The 24,297-nt window shown below is 44.7% G+C and carries 18 protein-coding genes; 5 read left to right on the top strand and 13 right to left on the bottom strand.

What is annotated here, in order from left to right:
* Positions 1-8 precede the first annotated feature (8 nt).
* From HW988_RS17880 to HW988_RS17870, 3 genes are all read right to left on the bottom strand, one after another.
* Entirely contained in the window at positions 9-596 is a 588-nt protein-coding gene (locus tag HW988_RS17880; protein ID WP_181605492.1) for a YdeI family protein, read from the bottom strand.
* Between the two features lie 15 nt (positions 597-611).
* Entirely contained in the window at positions 612-2,009 is a 1,398-nt protein-coding gene (locus tag HW988_RS17875) for a hypothetical protein (RefSeq protein WP_181605491.1), read from the bottom strand.
* Between the two features lie 66 nt (positions 2,010-2,075).
* Positions 2,076-2,516: a hypothetical protein gene (locus tag HW988_RS17870; protein WP_181607881.1), complete on the bottom strand. Its 441-nt coding sequence runs from the start codon at positions 2,514-2,516 to the stop codon at positions 2,076-2,078.
* Between the two features lie 161 nt (positions 2,517-2,677).
* Between HW988_RS17870 and katG the strand changes: the two genes are divergently transcribed.
* The 5 genes from katG to HW988_RS17845 all read left to right on the top strand — a co-directional run bounded on the left by katG (position 2,678) and on the right by HW988_RS17845 (position 7,104).
* Positions 2,678-4,879, top strand: a complete 2,202-nt coding sequence (gene katG / locus HW988_RS17865; protein WP_181605490.1) for a catalase/peroxidase HPI — start codon at positions 2,678-2,680, stop codon at positions 4,877-4,879.
* Positions 4,879-5,136 carry a DUF2945 domain-containing protein gene (locus HW988_RS17860; RefSeq protein ID WP_181605489.1) on the top strand — a complete coding sequence of 86 codons (258 nt, stop codon included), beginning with the start codon at positions 4,879-4,881 and terminating at the stop codon, positions 5,134-5,136. Before katG ends, HW988_RS17860 begins: the two co-directional genes overlap by 1 nt.
* Positions 5,137-5,358: 222 nt before the next feature.
* The gene (locus tag HW988_RS17855; RefSeq protein ID WP_181605488.1) at positions 5,359-5,751 is read left to right on the top strand and encodes a hypothetical protein; all 393 of its coding nucleotides are present in this window, start codon (positions 5,359-5,361) and stop codon (positions 5,749-5,751) included.
* A 101-nt stretch (positions 5,752-5,852) separates the two neighbouring features.
* Positions 5,853-6,644: an SPFH domain-containing protein gene (locus tag HW988_RS17850; protein WP_220128772.1), complete on the top strand. Its 792-nt coding sequence runs from the start codon at positions 5,853-5,855 to the stop codon at positions 6,642-6,644.
* A gap of 10 nt (positions 6,645-6,654) precedes the next feature.
* Positions 6,655-7,104 carry a hypothetical protein gene (locus HW988_RS17845; RefSeq protein ID WP_181605486.1) on the top strand — a complete coding sequence of 150 codons (450 nt, stop codon included), beginning with the start codon at positions 6,655-6,657 and terminating at the stop codon, positions 7,102-7,104.
* A gap of 11 nt (positions 7,105-7,115) precedes the next feature.
* Here HW988_RS17845 and HW988_RS17840 read toward each other — a convergent pair whose 3' ends face one another.
* From HW988_RS17840 to HW988_RS17795, 10 genes are all read right to left on the bottom strand, one after another.
* Complete coding sequence (locus tag HW988_RS17840; protein ID WP_181605485.1) at positions 7,116-7,742, bottom strand: DUF6151 family protein; 627 nt, start codon at positions 7,740-7,742, stop codon at positions 7,116-7,118.
* A gap of 87 nt (positions 7,743-7,829) precedes the next feature.
* Positions 7,830-9,101, bottom strand: coding sequence for a hypothetical protein (locus tag HW988_RS17835; protein ID WP_142701797.1), 1,272 nt, complete (start codon positions 9,099-9,101; stop codon positions 7,830-7,832).
* An 8-nt stretch (positions 9,102-9,109) separates the two neighbouring features.
* Entirely contained in the window at positions 9,110-10,828 is a 1,719-nt protein-coding gene (locus HW988_RS17830; RefSeq protein ID WP_181605484.1) for a hypothetical protein, read from the bottom strand.
* Positions 10,828-12,591: a DUF2334 domain-containing protein gene (locus HW988_RS17825; RefSeq protein ID WP_220128771.1), complete on the bottom strand. Its 1,764-nt coding sequence runs from the start codon at positions 12,589-12,591 to the stop codon at positions 10,828-10,830. Before HW988_RS17825 ends, HW988_RS17830 begins: the two co-directional genes overlap by 1 nt.
* The gene (locus HW988_RS17820) at positions 12,588-13,967 is read right to left on the bottom strand and encodes a glycosyltransferase (RefSeq protein ID WP_181605482.1); all 1,380 of its coding nucleotides are present in this window, start codon (positions 13,965-13,967) and stop codon (positions 12,588-12,590) included. Before HW988_RS17820 ends, HW988_RS17825 begins: the two co-directional genes overlap by 4 nt.
* Positions 13,967-14,674 carry a hypothetical protein gene (locus HW988_RS17815; RefSeq protein ID WP_181605481.1) on the bottom strand — a complete coding sequence of 236 codons (708 nt, stop codon included), beginning with the start codon at positions 14,672-14,674 and terminating at the stop codon, positions 13,967-13,969. Before HW988_RS17815 ends, HW988_RS17820 begins: the two co-directional genes overlap by 1 nt.
* A 125-nt stretch (positions 14,675-14,799) precedes the next feature.
* Complete coding sequence (gene wecB, locus HW988_RS17810; RefSeq protein WP_181605480.1) at positions 14,800-15,960, bottom strand: non-hydrolyzing UDP-N-acetylglucosamine 2-epimerase; 1,161 nt, start codon at positions 15,958-15,960, stop codon at positions 14,800-14,802.
* Between the two features lie 112 nt (positions 15,961-16,072).
* Complete coding sequence (locus tag HW988_RS17805; protein WP_181605479.1) at positions 16,073-16,375, bottom strand: hypothetical protein; 303 nt, start codon at positions 16,373-16,375, stop codon at positions 16,073-16,075.
* A gap of 89 nt (positions 16,376-16,464) precedes the next feature.
* On the bottom strand, positions 16,465-18,459 hold the full coding sequence (gene pbpC / locus HW988_RS17800) for a penicillin-binding protein 1C (RefSeq protein WP_181605478.1): 1,995 nt from the start codon (positions 18,457-18,459) through the stop codon (positions 16,465-16,467).
* The gene (locus HW988_RS17795) at positions 18,434-24,223 is read right to left on the bottom strand and encodes an Ig-like domain-containing protein (protein ID WP_181605477.1); all 5,790 of its coding nucleotides are present in this window, start codon (positions 24,221-24,223) and stop codon (positions 18,434-18,436) included. The genes pbpC and HW988_RS17795 overlap by 26 nt, the downstream gene beginning before the upstream one ends.
* Positions 24,224-24,297: the final 74 nt, after the last annotated feature.

Raw genomic sequence — 24,297 nt, 5'->3', positions numbered from 1 at the left:
AATCGGAATTAATCGTTTAATCCCAAGCCCTTCATGATTTTGGGGATGCAGTTTTCAACTCGAGCGATGCGAGTCGCTTCTTGTTTGGCAGAGGCAATATGCATTGTATAGAGTCTTTGGCGACCTGGAGTTAGCTTTTCGAAAGCTGCCTTCAGTTTTTTGTTCTTATTTAACTGAGCTTGAAGCTCTGCAGGCATCGTCAAAGATTTCGGAGCAGACTTAGGAGCCTTCGCACCAGATTCATTGGCTTTCATTGATTCCTTGATCAGTGCTTTCATCGCAGACTTAACTTTGATCACATCACTTTGCGATTTGAACTCGAGTCTTCTGACCACTTGGGAGTTGTCACCAGGAGCTTTCAAAAGCTTTTTTGGATCTTTCAAAAGTACGCCATTAAAGAACATCAAAGCGCACATGTTTTTGAAAGTCTGAATCATGATCAGATTTTTGCCGTTATTTGTGTAACAAGGAAAACGCCATTTGAAATCTTCATCGAGGCCACATTCCAAGCAGACTTCTCTCATCAGTTTTGCTTCATTTGGCCATACTTTCTCTGACTTAATGAATGCATCCACTTTTGGATTCTTTTTGCTCATGAGTGGCTCCTATTATTACCAGATCAAACCGATATTCGCGTACCAAGTGTGCAGATTGTTTTTGGAATCTTCTGTGTCTTGATAAATGTCGCGGTAAGAAACTCCATAAGTCAGAGTTCTATTTGAAAACTCATTTGCGAAGCGAACGCCCGCTAGGAAGCCGCCACCAGTTTTCAAGTCCAAACCATCGTGATTGGTTGCCATCAGCACCAGACCATCTGTGATGATCGATGTTTTAAATTTTCCAGTGTTAACAACATTCCATCGGGCACCGAATTGCACTTGCGGGATATAGATCGCTTTAACTTCAGCACCAGTCGGCGTCGGCTCGACAAAAGGCGTTTGTTCATAGTTAATCAAACCTGCCAAAGTCACCAAAGGAACTGCTTCGTATTCCATGCCCAAAGTGTATTTCGCAAGATATTGAGATTCGCCTTCGATTTCGCCAACGGATTCTTTAGGGTGGATGTCCATTTTCTCAACGGCAGCCCCGATGATTAGTTCTGCTTTTTCACTCATGTGATATGCAAGCTCAAGTTCGATTCCGTAATCAAGATCAGAATCCAACGAGATATCTGAAGTGCCATCGTTCAACTTGCCATCCAAAGTGAACTTTGAAAGAGCCAATGAAGTTTTGAAACCCCATTTTGAATGATGTGCTTGAGCCGGCTCAGCTTTTGCTTCTTCTTTTTGCGCAGCCGGTTCTTCTTTCTTAGCTTCTTCTGGATGGTTGTAAGGAGTTTCTTCAGCCGCCGCTACTGTTGCTGCCGGAGTCGGGGAAGGAAGAGGTGCTACTTCAGATTTGGGAGCAATTGCCGCCGCCGCCACTGCAGGAGCGGGTGCTGGTGCTTCCTTTTCTTCTTCAGCTGTTGGTTTTTCCTGTGCCGCCTGGATGCCAGCAACAGTTTCCATGCGATTCAGTTTTGTGTAGTTCTTAATTAAAACTTCATCAGCTTCAGCATTGGAAATCGTTGGAGCTTTTTTAATAGCCAGCTCTTGCCCTTGTTTCAAAGTGTAAGGTTCTTTCAAAGAGTTCCACTCGGCAATAGCTTTCCATTGTTTTTCATTTCCATAAAGGTCACGGCTTACCATGTACAAGTGCGGAGCGCGCCCCGTAACGGTGTAAACTGTTAGATCACCAGTTGTGCGAATCTCACGTTTATAACTAGAAGGAGTTTTGGAAGCAGTTTTCTTAGTTGTCGCAGCTACAGGTTTCACTGCAGATGCCTCGGGATGTTCCGCCGCCTTGTGCTCGACTTGCGCTGTTTTCTTTGGTGCAGGGGCTGCAACATCAGCCTTCAGTTTTACTTTGAAATCGTCAGCAGGGGAGCCATGATTTTCAACGGCGAAAGCGCTAGTGGTTGATAGAGAGAGAAGGAGCGTCAACGTACTAAGATATATAGTGTTTTTCATGATTCCATTTTTACGAATTATCTCGAGAAAGTGGAGAGTAAACACTATATAGCTTAAGATCTGGGCCTAGGCTGAGGTAGGGCTCGGGCGCAAATTATATTTACCCCAAACAATCAGAAACGTCGCTAACACAAAATGGAATATGATCGGGATCGTTCCGCCAAACCATCTTTCCTCTGGATACAAGGACATACGCAAGACATAGCGAAAGATCATCGCGCCGAAATAGAAATAACCAAAATTTCGTAAGAACGAGCCAAGTTTATGGTGAGGCTTTGAAAAACGACCTACTCCACGAGAGATATCTGAAGCGATCTTGGTAAAGAAAACGATGATCAAGATTTGAGTGGGAAGCAGGTACTGATAGGGCATGAGGCCCGAATACCATTCCTTCATGGGTGGTAAAAATGTGGGAGCATACAAAACAACTATAAGTTGTCCAAGTACACGACAAACAAATAATGCCAATAACACCCATAATACTTTTGCCGCTCTTGTGGAACTCATAGTGAGTTCATTATCGAAGGCTTTAGCGCCATTAGTAAACGACAAAGTGCTGTAATACTACAATAAGTCGTGCTGTAGATTTCACTGATCCCTTCGTAAAGATATCTTTAATTATCTATAAAAATATAAACAAAAAGAAATTCAATCACGAGGAGTCGATCATGTCAGAACCGCGCAGTGAAAGTGAAAATCCCGTCATTCCATCGCCAAAACCGAAAACTGCGATGCGCCCTCGATCGAATCGCGATTGGTGGCCCAATCAATTAGATCTTTCTGTTTTAAACAAAAATTCTCCACAAATGAATCCGATGGATGATTCTTTCAGCTATAAAGAGGAATTCAAAAAATTAGATGTTGAAGCATTGAAGCAAGATATTTTCAAATTGATGACGAGCTCTCAGGATTGGTGGCCTGCGGACTTTGGTCATTATGGTCCTTTGTTCATTCGTATGAGCTGGCATGCAGCTGGAACATATCGAATTGAAGATGGTCGTGGCGGCGGTGGTGACGGTGCTCAGCGATTTGCGCCACTGAACAGCTGGCCTGACAATGCGAACCTAGATAAAGCCCGTCGTCTGCTTTGGCCCATTAAAAAGAAATACGGTCGTAAAGTTTCCTGGGCCGATCTTTTGGTATTTGCCGGTAACTGTGCTTTGGAATCCATGGGCTTTAAAACTTTTGGTTTTGCCTTTGGTCGCGAAGATGTGTGGGAACCAGAGGAGGTCTTCTGGGGGCCAGAGGATACGTGGTTAGGGGATGAACGCTACAGCGGAGATCGGCAATTGGCTGGCGCACTAGGGGCCGTACAAATGGGTTTGATCTATGTGAATCCCGAAGGTCCGAATGGTAAACCAGATCCAAAATCATCAGCGCGAGACATTCGTGAAACCTTCGCACGTATGGCGATGAACGATGAAGAAACCGTTGCACTGATTGCCGGAGGGCACACGTTTGGAAAAACTCACGGAGCAGCGAGAGCGGACGAACATGTCGGTAAAGAACCGGAAGGTTGTCCGATGCATGCCTTGGGACTTGGCTGGAAGAATTCATTTAGATCAGGAAAAGGTGGGGATGCCATTACGAGTGGCCTAGAAGGTACTTGGACAAGTCAGCCGACGCAGTGGAGTCACGGATTTTTTGAAAACTTACATAAATTTGATTGGGAGCTTGCGAAGAGTCCAGCCGGCGCGCACCAGTGGAGACCAAAGGATTCTGCCGGTAAAGATCTGGTTCCAGATGCTCACGATTCTTCCAAGCGCCATCAACCAACGATGCTGACTACTGATTTGGCTCTGCTGGCAGACCCCGTTTACGCGAAGATTTCAAAACGCTATCTGGAAAACCCCAAAGAGTTTGCCGATGCCTTTGCCAAGGCTTGGTACAAACTTTTACATCGCGATATGGGGCCGATTACAAGATACTGGGGGCCTTGGGTGCCACCTGCACAGTTGTGGCAAGATCCTGTTCCTGCGGCGGACTTTAAATTTATTGATGAAAAAGACATCAAAGCGCTAAAAGAAAAAATCCTGGCTTCGGGTCTTAGCAACTCCCGTTTAATCGCGACCGCTTGGTCTGCAGCATCTTCATTCCGTGGTACTGATATGCGCGGCGGAGCAAACGGTGCACGCATTCGTCTGTCACCTCAGAAAAACTGGGAGGTAAATGAACCGGCAGAGTTAGGCAAAGCTTTGCAGGTGCTTGAAAAAGTTCAGACGGAATTTAACAAATCCCTGAGCGGTGGTAAGCAAGTGTCCTTAGCTGACGTTATCGTTTTAGGTGGATGCGCTGCAATCGAAAATGCGGCTAAGAAAGCCGGGCACGATGTAACTGTGCCGTTTTCTCCGGGGCGCACAGATGCCTCTCAGGAACAGACAGATGTACATTCATTCGCGGTGTTGGAGCCAAGAGCAGACGGATTCCGCAACTACATCCACACAAAAATCAAACTTTCGCCTGAAACACTGTTATTGGATCGGGCGAACCTGCTAAATCTGACGGCACCAGAGATGACGGTGCTGGTTGGCGGTTTACGAGTATTAGATGTAAATCATGAATACTCTAAGCATGGTGTCCTGACCGACAGACCCGGAACCTTAACGAATGACTTTTTCACAAATCTTTTGGATATGGAAACTGAATGGGATGTTTCCTCCCAACAAGGGTTGTATGAAGGAAAATCAAAAAAGAATGGAAATATAAAATGGACTGCCACAGCTGCGGATTTAGTCTTTGGACATCACTCGCAGCTACGAGCCTACGCTGAAGTCTATGCATGCGATGATGGAAAAGACAAATTTGTACGTGATTTTGTCAAAGCATGGGATAAAGTGATGAATCTGGATCGCTATGATTTAAGGAACTAATGGCTGCATTTAAAAAGAATGAAAATGTTCAGTGGAAATACCTTGGTAGACCTATTCATGGAAAGGTCGAAGAGGTATTTTTTGAGTCGATTACGAAAACTATTAAGGGTAAGAAAATCACTCGGAATGGTTCTAAAGAAAAGCCGGCGTATCTGGTAAAATCAGAGGCCGGCAACATTGCGCTGAAGCTTGAAACAGAACTTGAAAAGGGCCAGAAATCCTCAGCAAAAACTCCAAGAATGTTCGCAAAAGACTAATGGAGTCGCCCGCCGTTCGCCGTTTGAAGAAAAATTCACACAGATCTGCTTACAGGTAATTGCTGGAACAGGAGTCAGTGTGTTTGGCATAACTGCGCAAGATAGCTTTGTTTTTTCTTAACTAATCCAAGTGAAATGCCATGTAATTTCAGCGTTCTTTATGAGAGCAATATAATTTTCGAAGTCTTGAAAGACGCGAAATGCCCAAGGTATTATCTGTGCATGTCGAATTTTTATACCGTGATATTTTCGAATATATTTCTGGCAGTGGCGTTGGTTTTCGCAAGTCCAACAGCTTATGCAAAATCGTGGAAATTCGATTGCGCCAATCAAGCCACAATTTCTATTACTCCCTCATCAGGTGAGTATCCTTTGCAGGCGATTTATAAATCTGCCAATGGAACCATGAAACTTGTCGGCGATAAAGATTTTAATAGAGACAATGAAGGTTACCTGGTCGATATCATTCGTTTGATCGATCCCGCGAACTTCAACTATCAGGTCATTCTTGAATATACGGAAACAGTTGGAACTACGGTCTGGGTTCAACAAGTCGATACTCAGTCAAATCAATCCGAAGATTTCCAGTGCAAGTTGGTTTCCTTCCAGAAATAGTTAACTTTTGTTGCTGGTCTTAAGAGCAGTCCTTCTGATTTTCCTTAAACATAACTAATACGTATGGCGAAATAAAGTAAATCAACTTTATGGGAGCCCCAGTGAAAACCGGCAGTGTTTTACTTTTAGCATGTTCTATTTCGTCTTTGATCAGCTGTACACGTATTGAAACTGGTGAAGTGGGAGTTCGAATTGGATTCGACAAACAAATCAGCTCCGGTGAATTGCTTCCAGGCTCCTTTAATCAAACAATTGTCGGCAGCGTTCTGACTTTCCCGGTGAAAGATGTCAGCGTTCGTGTTGAAGACATGACTCCGCTTGCAAAAGATAACAGTACTATGAAGGATTTTGATGCGATGGTTGTTTACAGCATCAATCCCCAAGCGGTGAGTGAGCTGTATGTGAAAAAGAACAGATCTTTCCATGCCGAACACGATGGCGACATTTACTTGATGTATAACTATGTTCATCAGGCAGCAAGAAACGCGATTTATAAGTCTGCACGCAAATATGATGCCCTGGATATGAATGACAATCGCCAGGCGATTGAATCCGAAGTAAAAGATCTTATCATTCACACGTTGGCTGAAGAAAAACTTGATACGTCAATTACCGTAAGCCAAGTTCTGGTGCGTGTGATTCTGCCTGCAGATTCTGTTGTTGCATCAGCGAATGAACTGGTTCGCGCGAAGAATGAATACAAGCAAAAAGAAGTCGAAGTTCAAACCGCTAAGAAAGAGGCTGAGCGTATTGCGGCCCTTAACTCTAACAAAGGTGCCATTGAATATATGGCTGCGATGGCAAATATGAAAATCGCGGAAGCAATTGCAAATGGCAGAGTAAACACCATCGTCGTTCCGTCAGACTTCAAGGGAATGGTTAATATCAAATAGGGGATTTTAGATGAGTACCAAAGTGACAGAGAGTCATTGGGATCAGAATGGCAAAATTCTTTTCACGAGCTTAAAAGGAAATGTCGATGAAGCTGATATCTTCGCTTGGAAGCACACTCTGTCAGTCGCGGTGGCATCAATTCCCACCAATACCGAATTTAAAGTATTGTTAGATCTAAATGGTTTTGACCCTGTTTCCATCAGTGCTCATAAAGCAATGAGAAATGTTATTCCCGAGCTATTAGCGACTCACGGACTTCGCCCTGCGTTCATTGACTTGTTTGATGAAAAGCCCGAGATGATCATTAGTTGTGATGACGGCAAAAGATGCACAGCTTTTGCCAATGTTCACCACGATCCAAATAAAATGGCGGATTATCGAAAAAGAATCGGCGGCGATCGTCAGCAGTTCTTTACCGACAAAGACCAAGCCGCCCAGTGGCTGAATGGTCTAGCTTAAACGAGTTGCTATTAAATATCAGTACGTAAAGTTCCACATAACGGGCGCAGTGATTCGCGCTCTTCTTTCGTTAGAACATAAGGTTCCAGCGTAGGTGTGCCTTCTGAAGTAAAGAATGGGGACGGCGAGCCTGCGCCTGTGATTTTGGCCGTCAGGATGAATTTCACGACTCGGGCCATGAACGGAAATGAAACTCTTTTTTGGGCAAGTGGTGGCAAAGTTCCGATTGCGAATTGTGCCTGCATTCGTTCGCGAATGGGCCCAAAGATCTCGTTTACTTTCTCTGCAGAACTTTTCTTTTCAAAGATACGCTCAGCCATACCGATGTAAGGCATTTTCGGCGAGCTCATCGCATTGCCAATGGGAGTTTTACAGCAATCCGCGAAATAGCGGAACATTCCTGATCGGTACAGGCGCACGGACTTCATTTTATCCATACCTTCATGAATCTTAAGATGCGATGGCATCACCGGAATAATATCCGTCCCGCCATTGGCATCTAAAGTATCAGCACGCTTCAAATAGTGGGCATAAGCCTGGCAGTCATCACAAAGGCAAACCGCACGATAGCCTTTAAGGCGTTTGGATTCCACAGTGCCTTTAACATTTCCGCAATCACATTCGAAAGCCACTTGCATGTCTCACCTCGCTGATAAGAAATGATGGCATAAACTTGGATGGGCAGAAAGAAAAATCCCCGCTCGAGGGCGGGGATTTTTAAGGAACTATTTATTTTTGAAGTTCTCTTTAACAACTTTTTCAGTCGCTTCTTTACCGATTGGAGAGAAGCCGTTGTCATTGCGACCCTTTTTAGAAGAGTCGATTGCGATATCCCAGAAGTTGATACCTTGGAACCATGGCCATTGTGGCTGCCAGAAAGACTCAAAGATCGCTTGGTAAGCCGCAGCTTGGTCTTGAATGTTTACTGTGCCTGAACCAGCGTAAGCAAATGGATCAATGAAGCCTTTTTCCACAGAGCGGAAACCGATTTCTTTGATGATTGCTTTCTTGTGGTGGTCCAAAGTCAATTCGATCTGAGTAAGTCCTGTATCCAACTGAGTTGCATAAGAATCAGAGCGAAGTTTCAAAGAACTTACCAGGTCTGCATAGGTGTTTGGTAACACTTGGTCATTGGAAGCCAACGAACGATAGATATCCAAACCGATAGCATCTAGTTCTTTCCAGAAAGTGGAAAGGTCTTGCCAGATTTTTTGTTCTTCTGGATTTGGACGGTCCGCAAGGTCCACCAAACGGTAGCGCCATCTTTCGAACTCACCACCAGATGCAGTCAAAGGACCATTGTTCACGCTGTCATCCGTAAAGTTGACGTCATACATCAAACGAGCGTTTGGCAATTTGGCACGAACATAACGCAGAAGTTCCAACCAGCGGCCTGGGAAACCATATGGATATTCTTTCCATTGATCTTCAATACCCACAGTCATCGAGTAAAGCTCTGCACCGATCGTGAACTCGTCCACTTTCGCAAGCTTCGCTACCGTGATGTAAACATCAAGATAAACACGGAAAGATTCAAACCAACGATTTGGATCTTTAGGCTGGATGTTACCATGCCACCAAGTTTTCATAGTGCCATTGGATTGTTTTTCCATGTAAGGGAATTCGCCGTTTGGACCAACCACGAAGAAAATCGGGCGGATACCCACCGTCATGCCTTGGCTTTGGATGTACTTAATAAGCTTCGCCATGCGCATAGCTTCTTTAGAACGTTCCGCCGGAGCAGTAACTGGGATGATTTCAGAAGAATATGGACCCTTCATGATCGCGCGAAGATTCAAGATAACGTGATTCGAACCAAGGCGTTTTGCTTCATCAACTGCTTGCTGCGCCAATGTTTTTGGCTGGCCCGCAGGTGCCGCATCGTAAAGGAAGCCTTCAGATTCAGTTAAGTTAAAGCCTGCAACGTATTTGTCAGCAGCGAAGGAATTCGCTGCGAACATCAATACGAAAGCTGAAATCAGATTAATAAGTTTCATAATCAGTCCTATTTGCTTACGCGTTTAAGTTTGGACATTGTCTTAGCTTGTCCTTGGCCACCTACAACGATGTAAGCGTCAAGACCGTAGGCTGTTACGTTTGCACGGATTTGCACCCATGAAGAACCAATGTTGCGACCAGAAGTCATGATAATCACGCCATCAGTACCTTTGCTGCCGATGTTTAAATCCACAGTCAGGTTTTTGGAATCAATACGACCCAAAGTGTAACCGTTGAAAGCAGTTACGATCACACGTCCAAAGAATGGTTTACCTTGTGGAGTGTAGATAGTGCCTTCGTAGATACCTTCAGCATACTCCGGGTTAGCAACTGCCGTGCCCCACATGTTTGTGAAGTTTTGAACCTTTTTGCCAGTCAAAGTCGTCATACCATCGCGGCCGAATGGATCTTGAACAGTCATTACGCCGTTTTTGTAATCGAATTTGATGGGTGGATTTTGATCTTGGTCAACGTCTTGATCACGTTGAGAAGCTACGAATCCAGAACCTTTAACATTGTAAGCTACGTTAAAGAACGCCTTGTAAACCACGCCACCTTGCATAGAAAGAGCCGCGATCAGCATGTTCTCACGAGCAACTGCTACTGTGAATTTCCAAGAACGACCTTTTTTATCAGTCAGAGCGTATTCACCTTCCAAGTTTTGTTCTTTAGCCAAAACTGGAGCTGATTTTTGACCCAACCATTTAGCAAGATCATCAGAGTCTTTAGCCGCACCTTTAGCGCGAGACATATCAACCAGCATTCTGGAAAGTTCGATGTATTTCGCAGAGTAAGTGCCAGAAGGGATCGTGTCCTGAGCCATCCATTGTTGAACCAAGCTTTGTACGTGGCGCAAAGACAACGAATTTACGGCTGCCGTGAATTCCTCAGCAGAGATGTTTTCTTCGAAACGAACCATGCGAAGCAAAGTTTCGATCGTAGAATCACCAAGACCTGCAAGCAACCAAGCTGGAGAGCTGTCAGTCAATTTAGTCGTTTGTTTGTTCAAAAGAAGCAATTGAGACAAATAGAAGTGACCATCAGCTTTGTTTTTTGTGCCCAAAGCATAGATACCTTGGTTCAAAACGTCGATGTACTCAGACAAAGAAGAAGAGATTTTGATCTGAGAGATCCAGAACTGATTTTGTTCTGGAGACATTTGGTTTTGCTTAAGCATTGTCACCGCAATGTCAGATTGAAGACGGCGGAAACCAGCTGGAACGTACGGAAGTGAGCTGGATTTCTTGTCAACAAGAGGCAGGATCGCATCGATGTTTGCAGTGATTTTTTGAAGAGCAGCTGGATCTTTAACAACGTCAAGCTGGTACTCAACCACTGAAAGAAGACGGCCCAATGCATCTGCATCCATCCAAGTTACATAGTATTGAACTTTTTCAGAAGAATCTTTAGAAAGATCCAACCAGCGCATACCATTTGTAACCATGTGCAAACCAAGTTGCTCAACGGCGTTTGGATAGTATTGATCCAAGTTTGATTTAGTAGCTTGCGTTTGAAGTTGGCCTAGCAATGCAAAGTACTTATCGAAAGTTACTGCGTCTCTCATCTCAGAGATATTGAGATCAAGATCCATGATAACTTCGCGCAAAGCCGTACGGCTTGTAGCAGCTTTTGTTAAAAGGTCTTGCGGAGCTGGCAAGTTAAGAGCAGCTAACGCTAGGCTTGGTGCTACTACACAAAGCAATAGAAGGTGCTTAAGGTTTTTCATTACTGGACATCCTTATAAATTGGTTCAGGTCTTTTAAATTTTGTATTCTTATTCGTAAAATCATTAATATCGATGAACTTGTAGCCCATCTTTTTTAGCTCCTGCAAAATGAAACGAAGTTCACTTGCATCGCCTGGGTAGGAACCACGTCCACCATCTTCGTAAGTCGTGAACAGGAACGGGTGATAAAAGAAAGAAGCCCAAGCATCACGCAATACCAGATTTCTTTTCGCATCAGCTACGATGTCTTCTTTGCTACGAGGGTTTGTTACGTGGTCATTTTGGAATGGTTGCGAGTTACCCAAGTTTTCAGGGATAACACGTTGACCGTGAACGTCTCCGAAAATTTCGTATGGGAAAAACTGACCACTCCAGTTTTTAGAACCCGTTGTCACTTTCAAATCCTTAAAGAATTGATCGCGCAATTGCTTGCCGTTAGCAGCTTTAGTTTCAAGCCATAACGCTGGATCCGCAGATGGAGTTAAGCCTTGAGCTTTAAAGTTGTAATAGATCACGCGGCCCACGTTCCAAGAAAACACATTGGCGAAAATGATATTGTCCAAAGTGCTCGCTTGATAGTGCGGCGTTAACCAGATTTTAGGTGTGATGCCGGCTTTCTGAAGAACCGAGAATCCGTCCTCAAGTTTATCCATCACGTAACCCACGCTGTCTTCAGCGATCGGGCCATTATTTGCGACATCAAAGAATTCAAAGTCATCCCCGGACGTTCCAGAGTGAGGATTGAATTGGTTTTTGTATTGGTGAGTAACACCGTGCCAGATGAAGTTTGCACCTTGAGCTTTGGAATCCTGGATGTAGTTCATAAACGCCGGAACGCGGTCCATGGATAACAACTGCTCAGTAGGGTTGTTCGTGTACTGGTACAAGGGATCATAGAAGATCGGGATGATCGAGATGTTAAGCGGAACTTGTTCTTCTTTAAGAACTTTGTTCGTGATGTACAACCAGCTTAATGGGACCAAGGCGTGCACGTCTTCAATACGCAAGAAAGCATACTTGTCGTTGTGACGAGGCTTAGCATTCAAGATATCAAACAGAACGTCAGCAAATACCAGGTAACGATCTGCTTCGTGCATAAAGCTGAATGGAACGTCCGCCACATAAAAGTGATTTCCTGCGCGCAAAATGTACGGTGCTTCTTCGCCGGTTACGTTTTGTTGGGCTTTTGCCAGAACTTGAGATTTTTCTGGAGCCACAGGTTTAAACAAAGACTGTTCGAACTCTGCCAGAAACTGACCGTTTTGTGTTTGGCTGAAGTCGCCATACTTAAAGAACTTTTCGCCTTTATACAGGATGTTCTTAAAGAAACTTGGACGGGCTTTGAAATCAAGATTTTGGCGATCTAGGGAGCTGATTTTTTCATAGCTGTAACCAAAGATGTTATCGAAGTCTTTGCCAAGCTTCCACGTGTTGTAACCAAGCCAAGCGACATTGGTTTTGGTCTCAGTGAAATCTTTTAGGAAATCCGCAGGAACAGCATTATCGAAATATGATCCGATATAGATCGTTGCCGCGCACTTATCGATATCGCCTTTTTTATAAGACTCTACCGTTGACACGACTTGCTGATACTCTGGGAAGTGACCCATAAGGTTTTGCAAGAAAGTCGCATAAGTTTTGCCCATCCAGTATGTCGCATCAGGTGAACGATCATAATAGATATTCACGCAAGAAGCCGCATTGGCTGCAGTTGTTGCGCTCATGACAAGTAATAGACTAAAAATCGCTAATAATTGTCTCATGTGCTTTGAACCTCAATCTCTTTTCCAAAGTGCTCAGGCATACGGTGCTCGGTTTTAATCCACGCCGGGCGTTTTCCTGTTCTGATACTTTCTTTGTATTGGCGATAAGCTTTCACTGTCGCGCCGATATTAATAACATTTGCAAGAAGCCATCTGACGGGGACCAGCGCAATGTGCATACGCGCATTGGTACGAGAGACGGCTTTCATTCGTTGCACCACACGCACGGACATGTTCAAAAGATTCAGGAGCAACAAAGCCTGGAACAAATTCGTTTGCAGAATTTCCGGCAGGTGTCCTGTTGAGCGTGCGGAAGCGAACATAACCAGTAACAAAGCAGAGAATACGATCAAGACGCTGTTCAAAGGACCGCGACGGTCTCTCCACATAAAGTATTTGTCGACGAAAGTTCCATTCCAGGAAAGGTTGTCCATACCCTGGAAGGCAATTCCCAAAGTCCAACGGGATTTTTGGCGCATCGATGCCTGCATCAAATGCGGGAAGTATTCGCGAGTCGCGATGAATTCCTTTTTGCCATTTTCTTTTTCGTACTGAACGCAAGCGAATTTGGATTTAAAACCCAATTGCTTCGTCATCATGCCCAAGTGATAGTCCTCAGTCAGGGTGTCTTCTTTTAAGAACTGACCCTGTTGTGCATCCTGAAGTTTCAACATTAGATTTTTACCGATGCACGTGCCCACGCCCGCAGACGGAATTGCTGCGCCCATGCGCTCGCGTACCAAAAGATCTTTGGTGTGTGATTCAGAAAATTCATCGATGTATACGCCACCCACAAGGGATGCGGCAGGAACGTCAAAAGAAAATACCGGGATCTGCACGAAGTCTGCTTGAGAGGAATAGTGATTCATCAAGCTGAGTGAATGTGGATGAAGCACGTCTTCAGAGTCCTGCATCAGGAACAAATCGATTTTGCGCCCTGTAGCGATTTCGGAATCAATAATCTGGCGAGCCATTTCGTTTAGCATCTGGCCTTTGGAAGTTGGACCGGGTTGCGTGTTCACGATCACAACGACTTTGTGCGGGAACAGGTCCTCAAGCTTTTTAGCGGCTTCCCATGTGGCAGTGTCATTAGGGTAAACACCCAGGAAGAAAGTGTAGTTGTTGTATTGAAGACCGCGCAGGTTTCCGCGAATCATCGGAGCGATGACTTCCGCTTCTTTCCAGTTTGCGATCAAAATAGCGAAATGTTTTTCCGGAGCTTGTTTGATCTTAGTGATGAAATCAGAAGTGACAACTTTTGGTTTCATTCTAAAGATCAAGGCGTAAAGGTCGATGAATAGGTCATCCAATGTGAAGACCAAAGCACCAATGACGACGGCGAATGCTAAAAGGATAAATAGAGTATCAAACAACATTAGAATGATCCTCCAAAGTACAAAAGAGCTTCGTTGTGGCTGCGTTCGTCTTTCACGAAGGCTTCATAAACCAAAAGACCCACGCTCCATTTTTTCCATGCACCCAGGAAGCGGACGCCCGCGCGCGCCTGATCAGTGTCACGACCCAAATCAGGAGTAGGACTGCGACGACCATAAAGCTCAATATAAGGATCGATCATGAGGTGCGGATCAATTTGAAAGCGAAGGCCTTGTTTGATCCATCCGGTAGATACTGGATCGTGATGATAGGAAGGCATCAACACACCTTCCGCGTAGAACTCAGTGAACATATTCACAGAGCTCACCGGGTAGATCCACATATCACCTAAGAACACGCCCCAACGACTGCGGTCTTCAGTGCGAGCTTCAGCAAGGAGGTGTAAGCTCTTCCAGATTTTGAATCGGAAGCCCACCTCGGCCATTAGATATTCTTTGTTATAAAGAGTGTCTTGATCAGGGGCTGTCTTGTCCTGACGTTGAACGACCGCGCCCAAATAGACCGCGGCCAGTACGTCTTTGTAGAAGACGTAACGAAGTTGCGTGTCCGTCAGTAAACCATACTGAGGAACGTAATTCGTTTCCGAATAGATTTCTCCACTTGAAGTGAAGGATGCTTGAGCAGTGGTCGTGACTAATGTTGTAGATAAAATTATGCTCAGAGCAGAATATCGCAGAACACGTACCATGAGTTCGATAAACCACCGCCGAATTGACAAATTCTTGATTACCTCGGTGGTATATACGACCGGCATTTGTATTACAATGCCGGTGCAGAAATTTCATGGAAGTTTCTGGAACGTATTCTCTAATGTTAAAGTTTGGTGTCCAGAATATCTAAGATTTTCTCAGATGCTTTACCGTCGCCAAAAGGATTTTTAGCCTGTGACATACGGTTAAAAATTTCAGGAGTGTCCAATACTTCGCTAGCCATTTTGAAGAATTTGGCCTGCTCAAGTGGGATTAGTTTAGAGGTTCCAGCGGCAATTGCTTCGGGACGCTCAGTTTTTTCTCTGGCAACTAATATAGGCTTACCCAGGGAAGGAGCTTCCTCTTGAACACCGCCAGAATCAGTAATGATCATGTGGGCTTTATCCATCAAATAGATAAATGGCACATAGTCGACGGGCTCACACAGCCAGATTTTGTTGGCTGGATTTAAAGTTTCACCCTTATCGATCCACTGAGCATTGTCGCCAAAAATCTTTTTAGCAGAGGCACGAACTTGAGGATTCATATGAAGTGGAATCATCAATTCCAAGTCTTCGCGACGAGAAAGTTCGAGCAATCCCTTCATCACTTCTTCCATGGGCTCACCAAAGGATTCACGGCGATGAACTGTTACCAAAATCATTTTGCGTTTTGGATTCAGGAAAGAATATTTTCCAGCCACTTCTGTTTGAAGTTGCGGAGTTGCCGCGATTTTTCTTTTCACTTCAAAAAGAGCATCGATGCCGGTGTTACCTGTTACGAAAATATCTTCAGCCGGGTAGTGCTCGTGCAAAAGGTTTTCTTTAGCGGTTTCAGTTGGTGCTAAGTGCACCTTGGAAACCAAGGCTGTGCCTTTGCGATTAAATTCTTCAGGGAATGGGGAGTAGATATCTCCCGAGCGAAGACCAGCTTCGATGTGAACGACAGAGACTTTGTTATAGAAAGCAACAAGGCTTCCAATAAAGCCACTGGTCGTATCACCTTGAACAACCACTGCATCGATTTTGTTTTCGTTGAGAATCTTGTTTAAACCCGACATCACTCCCATGGAGATATCAATCAAAGTTTGTCCGGGGCGCATAAGATCCAAGTCGAAATCAGGCTTGATGCCAAAGAAATCAAACAATGGACGAATCATTTCGCGATGCTGACCTGTTGAACAGACAAGAACTTTAAAGCGCGGATCTTTATGGGCTTTTAAAATAACAGGGGCACATTTTATGGCTTCAGGACGAGTACCGAATACAAAAAGCAGAGTTTTCATGCCCAGAAATCTATTTTATATTGGAGGGTTTCCGCAACCTTGAATCGGTAATTTCAGCTTTTTAATGAAAGAAAAACAAGGCACTCACGGTGGAGTGCCTAAAAATTCTCATTTAATTGTTGTCCGTCGTTTCTTCATTTATGCCGCGTGCTTCTTTAGGGACACGCTCGATAGACATCGTTGAGGCCTTTTGCGATTGATAAAGTTCCATGGCTTTTGCCGGACTGTCGACGGGTTTACCATTGATTTCAGTAATTACCTCACTAACTTGGTATTGCGGGGCTTTGCATTTCATCGTGATCGTTCCGTCATCTTGGCGGAAAGGGATGCAGCCCTTCGCTCTCATTTCGGATGAAGTCATAGCCAAGGCTTGCGCCGAGCAAAATACTGACAGGATCAATACTAGAATTCTCATGGTTCCTCCGTGAGTCTTTATTGCAACCTTGGTGGGGGTTTATTGGCAATCAAAATACTCATGAAGCTGGATGTCTAAGTGTAGTCAAACTAACGCACTTCAAACTTCACTGAATCGATACGTTCCCCAGATGCATTTTTAAGTTCAACACGGAATTTTCCACGCTGTAAAGGCCACATTGTGGTTTCTTGAGCCGTATTCAGCAGACGATTGTTAATGAAAACTTGATGTCCTTTTTGCGGATTCTCAATTTCAATTGGAAGTTTCTGTTTCTGCTTAGGTATATCGGGATCGAAACCCACTAACATATCCTTAGCGGGGTAGCGAATTTTTGTGATTGTTTTGATCGGCAGCGCTTCAACGGGCGGTTCATATTGAATAGGAACTGCTGTTGGATTTGTGTGAAGTGCTAACATGATAGATCTCCAAATCGGAGCGGCACCACTCATCCCGCTAACGTTCCACATCGGCTCTCCGTTAAAGTTTCCAATCCAAACTCCAACGACATATTGAGGTGTCCACCCAATGCACCAATTATCTCTCATGTCTTTGCTGGTTCCAGTTTTTACCGCTGCGGCGAATGGCAAAGTAAGAAGGCTGTCCATTCCGAAAGTAAAGCGACGGTATTCTGGTGAAGCGAGGATATTAAAAATACTTTTGCGCGATTCTTTGGAAAAGGGAGAGTCGTCGATTGCAAATTTTCTGTAACCTTGAGTCAGCTCCCATAATGTAACATCAATTGTGCCAAGGGCCATGCTTGGACCATAATATTCGTCCTCTTGAAGTTTTTCGAATCCAGCAGATCGCAACTTATCTAAAACTTTTGGTTCTCCAACCAGTTGCAGGGCTCGAACTGCTGGGACATTCATACTTGAACCCAAAGCATCGCCGACGCTGACCAGACCACGAAATGTTTTATCGTAGTTTCTTGGGTTATAAACGCGTCCTTGAGATACAGGAATATCAGCAGGGGAGTCGTCCAAGAGGGAGTTCGGGTGCAGATAGTTCCAGTCAAACGCAGTTGCGTAGACAAAAGGTTTTATTGTTGATCCCGCTTGCCTGCGCATTTGGATTCCGTCAATTTGTGCCGCTGAAGCAATACCAGCTCCCGCATTTGCGGCGTATGCTACGACATTTCCAGTACTCGTTTCAATCACCAGTACGGCGCCATCGTTGACGTTCTGATTTTTTAAGGCACGGATTTGTTCGCGTAGACTTTTGATGGCGAGATCCTGAATGCCATAATCCAAGGATGTTTGAATCGTTGTGTTTGATCGTGATTTGGTAAATGAAGATGCCAGCACGGGAAGGATATCGCGTTCCCGAGTGAGTTTGTAAGGAGATTTCAAGAGCTGGCTTGTTTTGCTGTGAAGGTCATTGCATTCAGCTATTCCTAAGATCTTACAAGTGCGTTTGCTAACCAGGTCTGCTGAAGAATTTGGTGAGCGCAATAGAGCAACCAGCAAGGCTGCTTCTTCTCTGTTTAGACCTGATGGATTTTTATTGAAATAACCTAAGCTTGCAGAGCGTAAGCCACGGAGCTCGCCGCGCAAAGGGGCTAGGTTCACATAGGCCTCAAGAATTTGTTCTTTAGACCACGTCATTTCCATTTTAACGGCACGAGTGATTTGCTGGATCTTTTCAGGAATGTTGCGACGGTGACCTGTCGATTCCTGGGTTAGAACACCAACTAGTTGCATGGTGATGGTGCTGGCCCCGCGATTTGATCCGCCGATGATTTTATCCCACCCTGATTTTCCCAGGGCTAAGAAGTCGATACCCAGATGTGAATAGAATCTTTTATCTTCTGTCTGAATAAGAAGTTCTTTGAAAGAGGGGGAGACTTCCGACCACTTGACCCACTCCAAGCTTCGTTTGTTTTTTCCTTTGCGAATGGATTCCAAAGGATAACCATTGCGATCCACTACCAGTAAATCAGAAGGTTGATAATTTGATGCCACCGTTTGAAAGAGTGGCACGGGAATACTCATCCAGGCCGCTGCGACCACGATCGCGGCGACACCGATTGAAACACCAGATAAAATTTTATAGTGCCGTTTATTCAGCAACTTGCCAGTTTGCAACTGGAGCCTCCACAAAAGTTTCCGGAGAATACATAGCTTCCACACGAGAAGGCGGGAGCCTGAAGTCACCCGCTGAATTTAAGCGGATACGATAGTCTACGCGATATGTTCCGCGAGGCAAGTACCCAGCATACGAAGTGAAATGCGTTAGAGATTTTTCGTCATACTCCGTTGGCCATTGCTGAATTTCAGCAACCGAATCTTTTTTAGGCGTTTTGTCCATCAATACTGATGAACCTGATAGACCCATACCTAACGGTGTGGCTCCGGAAGGAATTGGATCTCGCACAACAACCCAAGGCTGATCCGCTTTGGCTGTTATCGTAAGTTCAACATTGGCAACATCCCCTACGCGCCATTTCCCAGGTGTTTGCTGGAAAACCGGAGTAATTTTGCGCGCAATTTTGTAACCCAGTTCCAGCGGCTGCTTCAAAGGAATCGCCGCTTGGATTTGTAAAGTCATCCACGGTTTACCATTTCCAATGTGATTAAATTTGACTGGGACATTTGTTTTCAAGGAATCCTTTGGCCAAGGTAGAACTTTGGTTTCTCCTGTCGGATTGTTTTTCCAGTTCAAGTTTGCAACAACTTCATTTGCGGCGATTTTAGTGTCGCCAGAGACTTGATCTTTTTCGTATTTTGCGCTGAAACGTCTTAGTTGAGTGACACCCCAAGCGTTCGCCATAGTTGTATCCCAGACGCCGCGACGAAGTCTTGCGATGACTCCTCTGGCAACTCTGCCCACGTCATCTTTCCAAGCAGGTTCGTCGATGGCGATGCCAAATAGTCCCATGGCTTCTTGATCTCTTGAGGTGAAAAGCACCCATTGGCTTTCATCGTCTGAAGTACCTTGAAGATTCATCAGCGTGCCTTGGAAATTCACTCGTGCGCGCAGAATATTTTCTGCCTGCTTAAGTAAGGCGTCGCGATTTTCAATTTCCGGTTGGCGTTTAAGTATTTGGAACCAAGCGGCGGCAGTTTCATTCTTCCAAATATTTGGAGTTATTTGGACCATTGCTAACATCGAGTTATCAAAGGCGCCATAGCGGGACAAAGTTTCCATCAGAAGAACTTTGTCTTCTCCTGATGTATCCTTCATGTATTCCCGCCACCACACATTACATGTACCGCGATTATAAACATATGATTCGATGCCAGAGACAATTTTCGATCTGGTCGCGTCCGGAATCTTGTATCCGTTTTCATGCAGAATATTCAGAACGTAGCGTGAAAGCTGGGCAGATCCGCACATAGAAGATGTGAAAAACTTTAGTAGTCCGTATCCGTCAATGTAGGACGGAAGATCGTCGATGATTCTTTGAGTTGCAGCTTTGTCTTCCAGGGCAATACCGCGGGATACTTGTTGTTCAAGGCACGTATAAGGATATTCGTGCATGTATGATTTTACACCGCTTAAACTAGTGACAAGGGTGTTGCGAGCATCGAGCGTAAGTCCACCCTTATTTGGGATCGCATCCAAAGGCTGCTTAACGGGAATCTGATAAGTTTTATCTAATTGAAATAAAGTCGCTTGTAGGATTTTTACCGGGACAGGTGTTTCGACCTTAACGGTTGATTTAATTGAATCTTCGGCTCCTGAAATCTTGTCCTTCGCTTTAATCTGAAAAGTATAGGAACTAATTCCGGTTGGAATCGCGAAAGGTATGGCAATTGTTTTTGCTTCGCTTGATTTTAGTTCTACGCTTGCGATTTTTCCAATCTTTGGAATTTCTTTGCTGGTTATATCCAGATCAACAAGCATTGGCTTTTCAGTTGTATTTCTGAGTGTAAGGGCATTTTTAAGATTATCTCCCTCGCGGGCCACGGGTGAAAATCCTGAATAGATGATCAAGTCTTTCGTGGACTGAATGTTCGTGCTGCCATTTCCAAAATGATTAAATCCGGCTGTGGCGACTGCCACAATGCGGAAACTTGTCATCGAATCATTTAACGGAATGGTGACTCTAGCTTTTCCGGCTGAATCGAGCTTAACTTGTGGCTGCCAGAATATAACCGGATCAAAGAATTCACGATTCTCGCCGCCCGGTGAAGCACCTCCGCCTCCGCCAGGTGTCTTAGCTTTTGCTCCGAAATGACGACGACCCACGACTTGGTTCTGTCCGGAGCTGGTTTCAATAGCTAGGCCGCGCTCTCCCATCATTTCTTTTAGTAATTCCCAACTTGTATTTTCTTTCAAGCGAAGAAGGGACTCATCAACGGCTGCGACGGTAACTTCCGAACCCGCTGGCAAGGCTTGACCATTTACTGTTTTTACTTCGATTTCGATTTGGGCCTTTTCTCTAGCTTTGTATTTCGTCTTATCAGACTTCAGTTGAACTTTAAGCTCGTGATCGCGCCAGCCGACTTTGACTTCGACTATACCCATTTTCATGGCGGGCTTGCTCAGATCTAAAAGGGCAGTGGGCTTTGGATCTCCAACGCGACCTCTTAATACCAAGGCCGAAATGAATACATTCGGAGCAAACTGTCCTATTAACGGCACTTCGATATTTGGTTTATCACGAGTTATATCCGTCACAAACGCATCCATGATTCCTTCGCGCTCGACAGTGACAAGTACTGTTGATTTTGGGAACGGAGATTGGACGACCAGTTTCGCTTTTTCGCCAGGTTCATAGGAGATGCGTTCGGGAATGATATCGATACGATCGCTATCACTTGGAGTCCACCAGTTATCTGAACCGGATTTAAACACGGTCATCTCCGCCGTGGCGTAGGTTGCATGTCCTTTTTCGTCTGTTACTTTCGCTTGAAGAATGATATTTCCGGCAGGCAAACCTTTAGGTTCACATTTGAATCTTCCATTTTCATCAGACTTGCCATCGCAGACTTTGCCAAGGGAAGAATTCTCGATTTTCGAATCGTAAGAATAAAAACCACCCACCAGACGTTTTCTGTGAGTAATGTAATCAGACTTAAAGGCTTCAACAGTATAAGAGCGCTTGCTAAGTGGTTTACCAGTGTTTCCAGTAATCACACCCATTGCGCTCACTTTACCAGGGTCTGCGGTCCAACTTTCCGCGCGAAGTCCAACCACCAGTTCTGAAGGGAACATTGGCACATGGGCCGACGCAGTTTTTACTTCACCGTTTGGATCCGAGTACTCCATTTCCATGTGAAGGTCTTGAATTCTTTTGATCTGGGGTAGACCTGTTACTTTTGCGAGAAGGCCGCCATCAGATTGCAATGTGAAGTCTTGTACTTTGATAAAGGCATCTTCCTGTGTCTCTCTTTTCTCGTAATCAATTACTCCGGTTTTTACGGGCTCTGAAAAGAAAGTAAAGTCTGAAGCGCCGGAAACTTGAGGTTGAAAAAATCCTGGCTGAATGCTTGTGCGTAGTTTTACTTTTAAATCTTTAGCGGGACCTCCAGATAGATAGCTGGCAGACAGGTCGGCCTTCACTTCTGTTGGTCTGATTAAAGGTTCACCTTGAATTTTTATCGAAGCCTTCATTAGTGGCAGACGATATTCACTGACAATGAAATGTCCCGTGGATTTGGCAGTCCAATCACGCATATCCGTATCATCGTCTTTAGCTTCCTTGGGCGCTTCCGTGTTGGAGATATATATGTCATATCTTCCAAGTGTCGCATTTCTAGGGATTGCGAATTTATTTAAAGCGGCACCCGTAGATTTATCGTAAGTGAGGGGCAGGGTGTAGGTCTTGCGGCTTCCCTCGTGAACGATAAGGACTCTTTTGGGAAGGGCAGCATCTGACAGCTTACTAAATCCATTCATGTGATATTCACGAATGATGTGCTTCATGTTGATGCTTTCGCCACGTTGCGCGGCCATGCGATCTAAAACGGAATGGATTGTGGCAGGGCCCCAGGTGCCAGTGATGCCATCGCCGGGAACATTGAAGCGGTAGCCTTCAATCCCTTTGTTCCAGGAACTTGATACGAATGAGACATCACCGTCTTTTTTGGCGAACACATAGGTCGTGCAAGAATCCCATTCGGATCCTTGCACCCAGCTTGTTCTTTTCTCGCAAGGAAATGATACATCGCCCAGACGAAGCAGGCCGTTCTTGTCAGTTTTCCCTTTTGCAAACTCCCGTCCCATATTATTCACTAAAGTTACATCTGCATCAGCAACTGGTTTTGCTGTGGAAAGTTGTGTAACCCATACCAATGAAGATTCGCGGCCCTTTTTTAAATGGACTGCCATATCAGTCACGAGTGCGGAAGATGACACGTACATCGGCATATTGCCACCCATCAAAGAGTTTCCAAGACGGACACTTTTTAGTTCGACAACATAGAAGCCGGGCTTTTTAAACGGAATACCGATAAGTTCGAATTCGCGTTCGCCGTTTGGTTTTGGCATCAAGATTTTGTTTCCTGATGACTCCGGAATTAATCTGGCTGATTGCTCTGTTGAATTGTCATACTTTCTTTCAACTTTTCTGTACCATTCAAGAATTTCAGAAATTTTGGATCCCGAGTTGAAAGCTAGGCTATTACTTTCGTAACTTACCTGCTGAGTTTCGATATTCTTTTCGATGTTGCGAACGCTCACTGGTATTGCGGGATCTGCTTTTGACTCAAGTAAACCGAATGCTCCCTGGAACTTTATAAGGGGCGTGTACTCATCAGTTTCAACTGACAAGGGAAACTTGTTTTGATTTGCCAGTGATCGCCCAATCTCATCTTTAATTGTTTTAGGAATTATGACCTTAAACTGACTTTTTTCGGGGAAAGGACCTTTGAAGGTTAAATAGGAAGGATTCTCTACTGATTTCTTACGATCTGTTGTGGGTTTCAACTCTTCAGGAGTCCACGTGGACTTCCCATCTACAGAGACCACTTTGATTCCATCAACTGACTTTAAAGGAATGGATTTTGAAAACTCCAATCTCATGTCCAAGATAGGGTTGCATGGACGATCCGCGGTGGTTTTCTCACAGACAAACTTTACGTTAAAGGGCTCTATGACAGTATTGGAGAAAGTTTGCATTTCTGTGACGGGCACACCGGATTTCGAGCGAATTCCATCCACCCAGTTTAAAACTACGGTGGATTTTTCAGGAAACCGCTGGGTTGCAGATATGACGACAAAACTTTCCAATTCTTTGATTTGGGAGAAAGACTTTTTTCCATTGTGGTCCAAGATGGGCTCATAGGTTCTGCGAAGCTGCCAGTTGTTATTAATCGCTGCTTTGACGGATTCTTCTCGATCTTTTCCTTCGATAATTTTAACACCGACTTTGTTGGGAATGCCTGAAACTTCAAAGTAGGCCAATGACTTTACAGAATTAGGGTCGATAGCTCCATCGGTTAAAAGCACAAAGTATTGATCCGGCTCAATTTCATTGTGTCTGGGCACGATCTCTAAAATCGCGGGGCCGCCCGTTGTAAAAGTGTAGGATGGTTCTGCGTTTACGTCTGCTCCCGCAAGGTCTTTGAGATTTGCCTTCTTAGTGAATGTGCATGTCACTCCAGATTTAAGTGGTTCGTTGAACTCTAAAACCCAATTTTTATTATCTGCCCATCGGGTTGAGTGTTTGACTTCTTCAGCGCCCGCATCTGGATCGTATTCAGTGCTGGCTGTGCGAATGTTGCATTTCATTCTAAATGGATCGGTCTTGGAACGTGGGTCACCCATTGCGACCATGTCTGTGGAAAAGCGTACGGTTGCCTGTTGAACCTGCTTAACGGATCCTGTCGGGAAGAAGCTTACGACTTCGCCGGCGTTGGCAGTTATCGCGAATAGCAAAATGGAAATAAGAGTCTGCGACATGTGTCTTAACCTCGTGATGATGAATCTGGCAGGCTTTAATTATCCCAGTCGCCGGGAATTTGGTAAACTTCATA

It is taken from the genome of Bdellovibrio sp. KM01, from assembly GCF_013752535.1.
In the GTDB taxonomy this organism is placed as follows: Bacteria; Bdellovibrionota; Bdellovibrionia; order Bdellovibrionales; family Bdellovibrionaceae; genus Bdellovibrio.
The sequence above is the reverse complement of the archived record's forward strand: the minus strand, read 5'-3'. Positions and strand labels throughout refer to the sequence as shown.

Bases quoted from the DNA above. Each gene is read 5' to 3' on its own strand.
- katG (WP_181605490.1), top strand. From the start codon at position 2,678: ATGTCAGAACCGCGCAGTGAAAGTGAAAATCCCGTCATTCCATCGCCA.
- HW988_RS17815 (WP_181605481.1), bottom strand. From the start codon at position 14,674: ATGGTACGTGTTCTGCGATATTCTGCTCTGAGCATAATTTTATCTACA.
- HW988_RS17805 (WP_181605479.1), bottom strand. From the start codon at position 16,375: ATGAGAATTCTAGTATTGATCCTGTCAGTATTTTGCTCGGCGCAAGCC.
- HW988_RS17820 (WP_181605482.1), bottom strand. From the start codon at position 13,967: ATGTTGTTTGATACTCTATTTATCCTTTTAGCATTCGCCGTCGTCATT.
- HW988_RS17855 (WP_181605488.1), top strand. From the start codon at position 5,359: ATGTCGAATTTTTATACCGTGATATTTTCGAATATATTTCTGGCAGTG.
- HW988_RS17870 (WP_181607881.1), bottom strand. From the start codon at position 2,516: ATGAGTTCCACAAGAGCGGCAAAAGTATTATGGGTGTTATTGGCATTA.
- HW988_RS17825 (WP_220128771.1), bottom strand. From the start codon at position 12,591: ATGAGACAATTATTAGCGATTTTTAGTCTATTACTTGTCATGAGCGCA.
- HW988_RS17840 (WP_181605485.1), bottom strand. From the start codon at position 7,742: ATGCAAGTGGCTTTCGAATGTGATTGCGGAAATGTTAAAGGCACTGTG.
- HW988_RS17795 (WP_181605477.1), bottom strand. From the start codon at position 24,223: ATGTCGCAGACTCTTATTTCCATTTTGCTATTCGCGATAACTGCCAAC.
- HW988_RS17835 (WP_142701797.1), bottom strand. From the start codon at position 9,101: ATGAAACTTATTAATCTGATTTCAGCTTTCGTATTGATGTTCGCAGCG.
- HW988_RS17880 (WP_181605492.1), bottom strand. From the start codon at position 596: ATGAGCAAAAAGAATCCAAAAGTGGATGCATTCATTAAGTCAGAGAAA.
- HW988_RS17830 (WP_181605484.1), bottom strand. From the start codon at position 10,828: ATGAAAAACCTTAAGCACCTTCTATTGCTTTGTGTAGTAGCACCAAGC.
- HW988_RS17860 (WP_181605489.1), top strand. From the start codon at position 4,879: ATGGCTGCATTTAAAAAGAATGAAAATGTTCAGTGGAAATACCTTGGT.
- wecB (WP_181605480.1), bottom strand. From the start codon at position 15,960: ATGAAAACTCTGCTTTTTGTATTCGGTACTCGTCCTGAAGCCATAAAA.
- HW988_RS17875 (WP_181605491.1), bottom strand. From the start codon at position 2,009: ATGAAAAACACTATATATCTTAGTACGTTGACGCTCCTTCTCTCTCTA.
- HW988_RS17845 (WP_181605486.1), top strand. From the start codon at position 6,655: ATGAGTACCAAAGTGACAGAGAGTCATTGGGATCAGAATGGCAAAATT.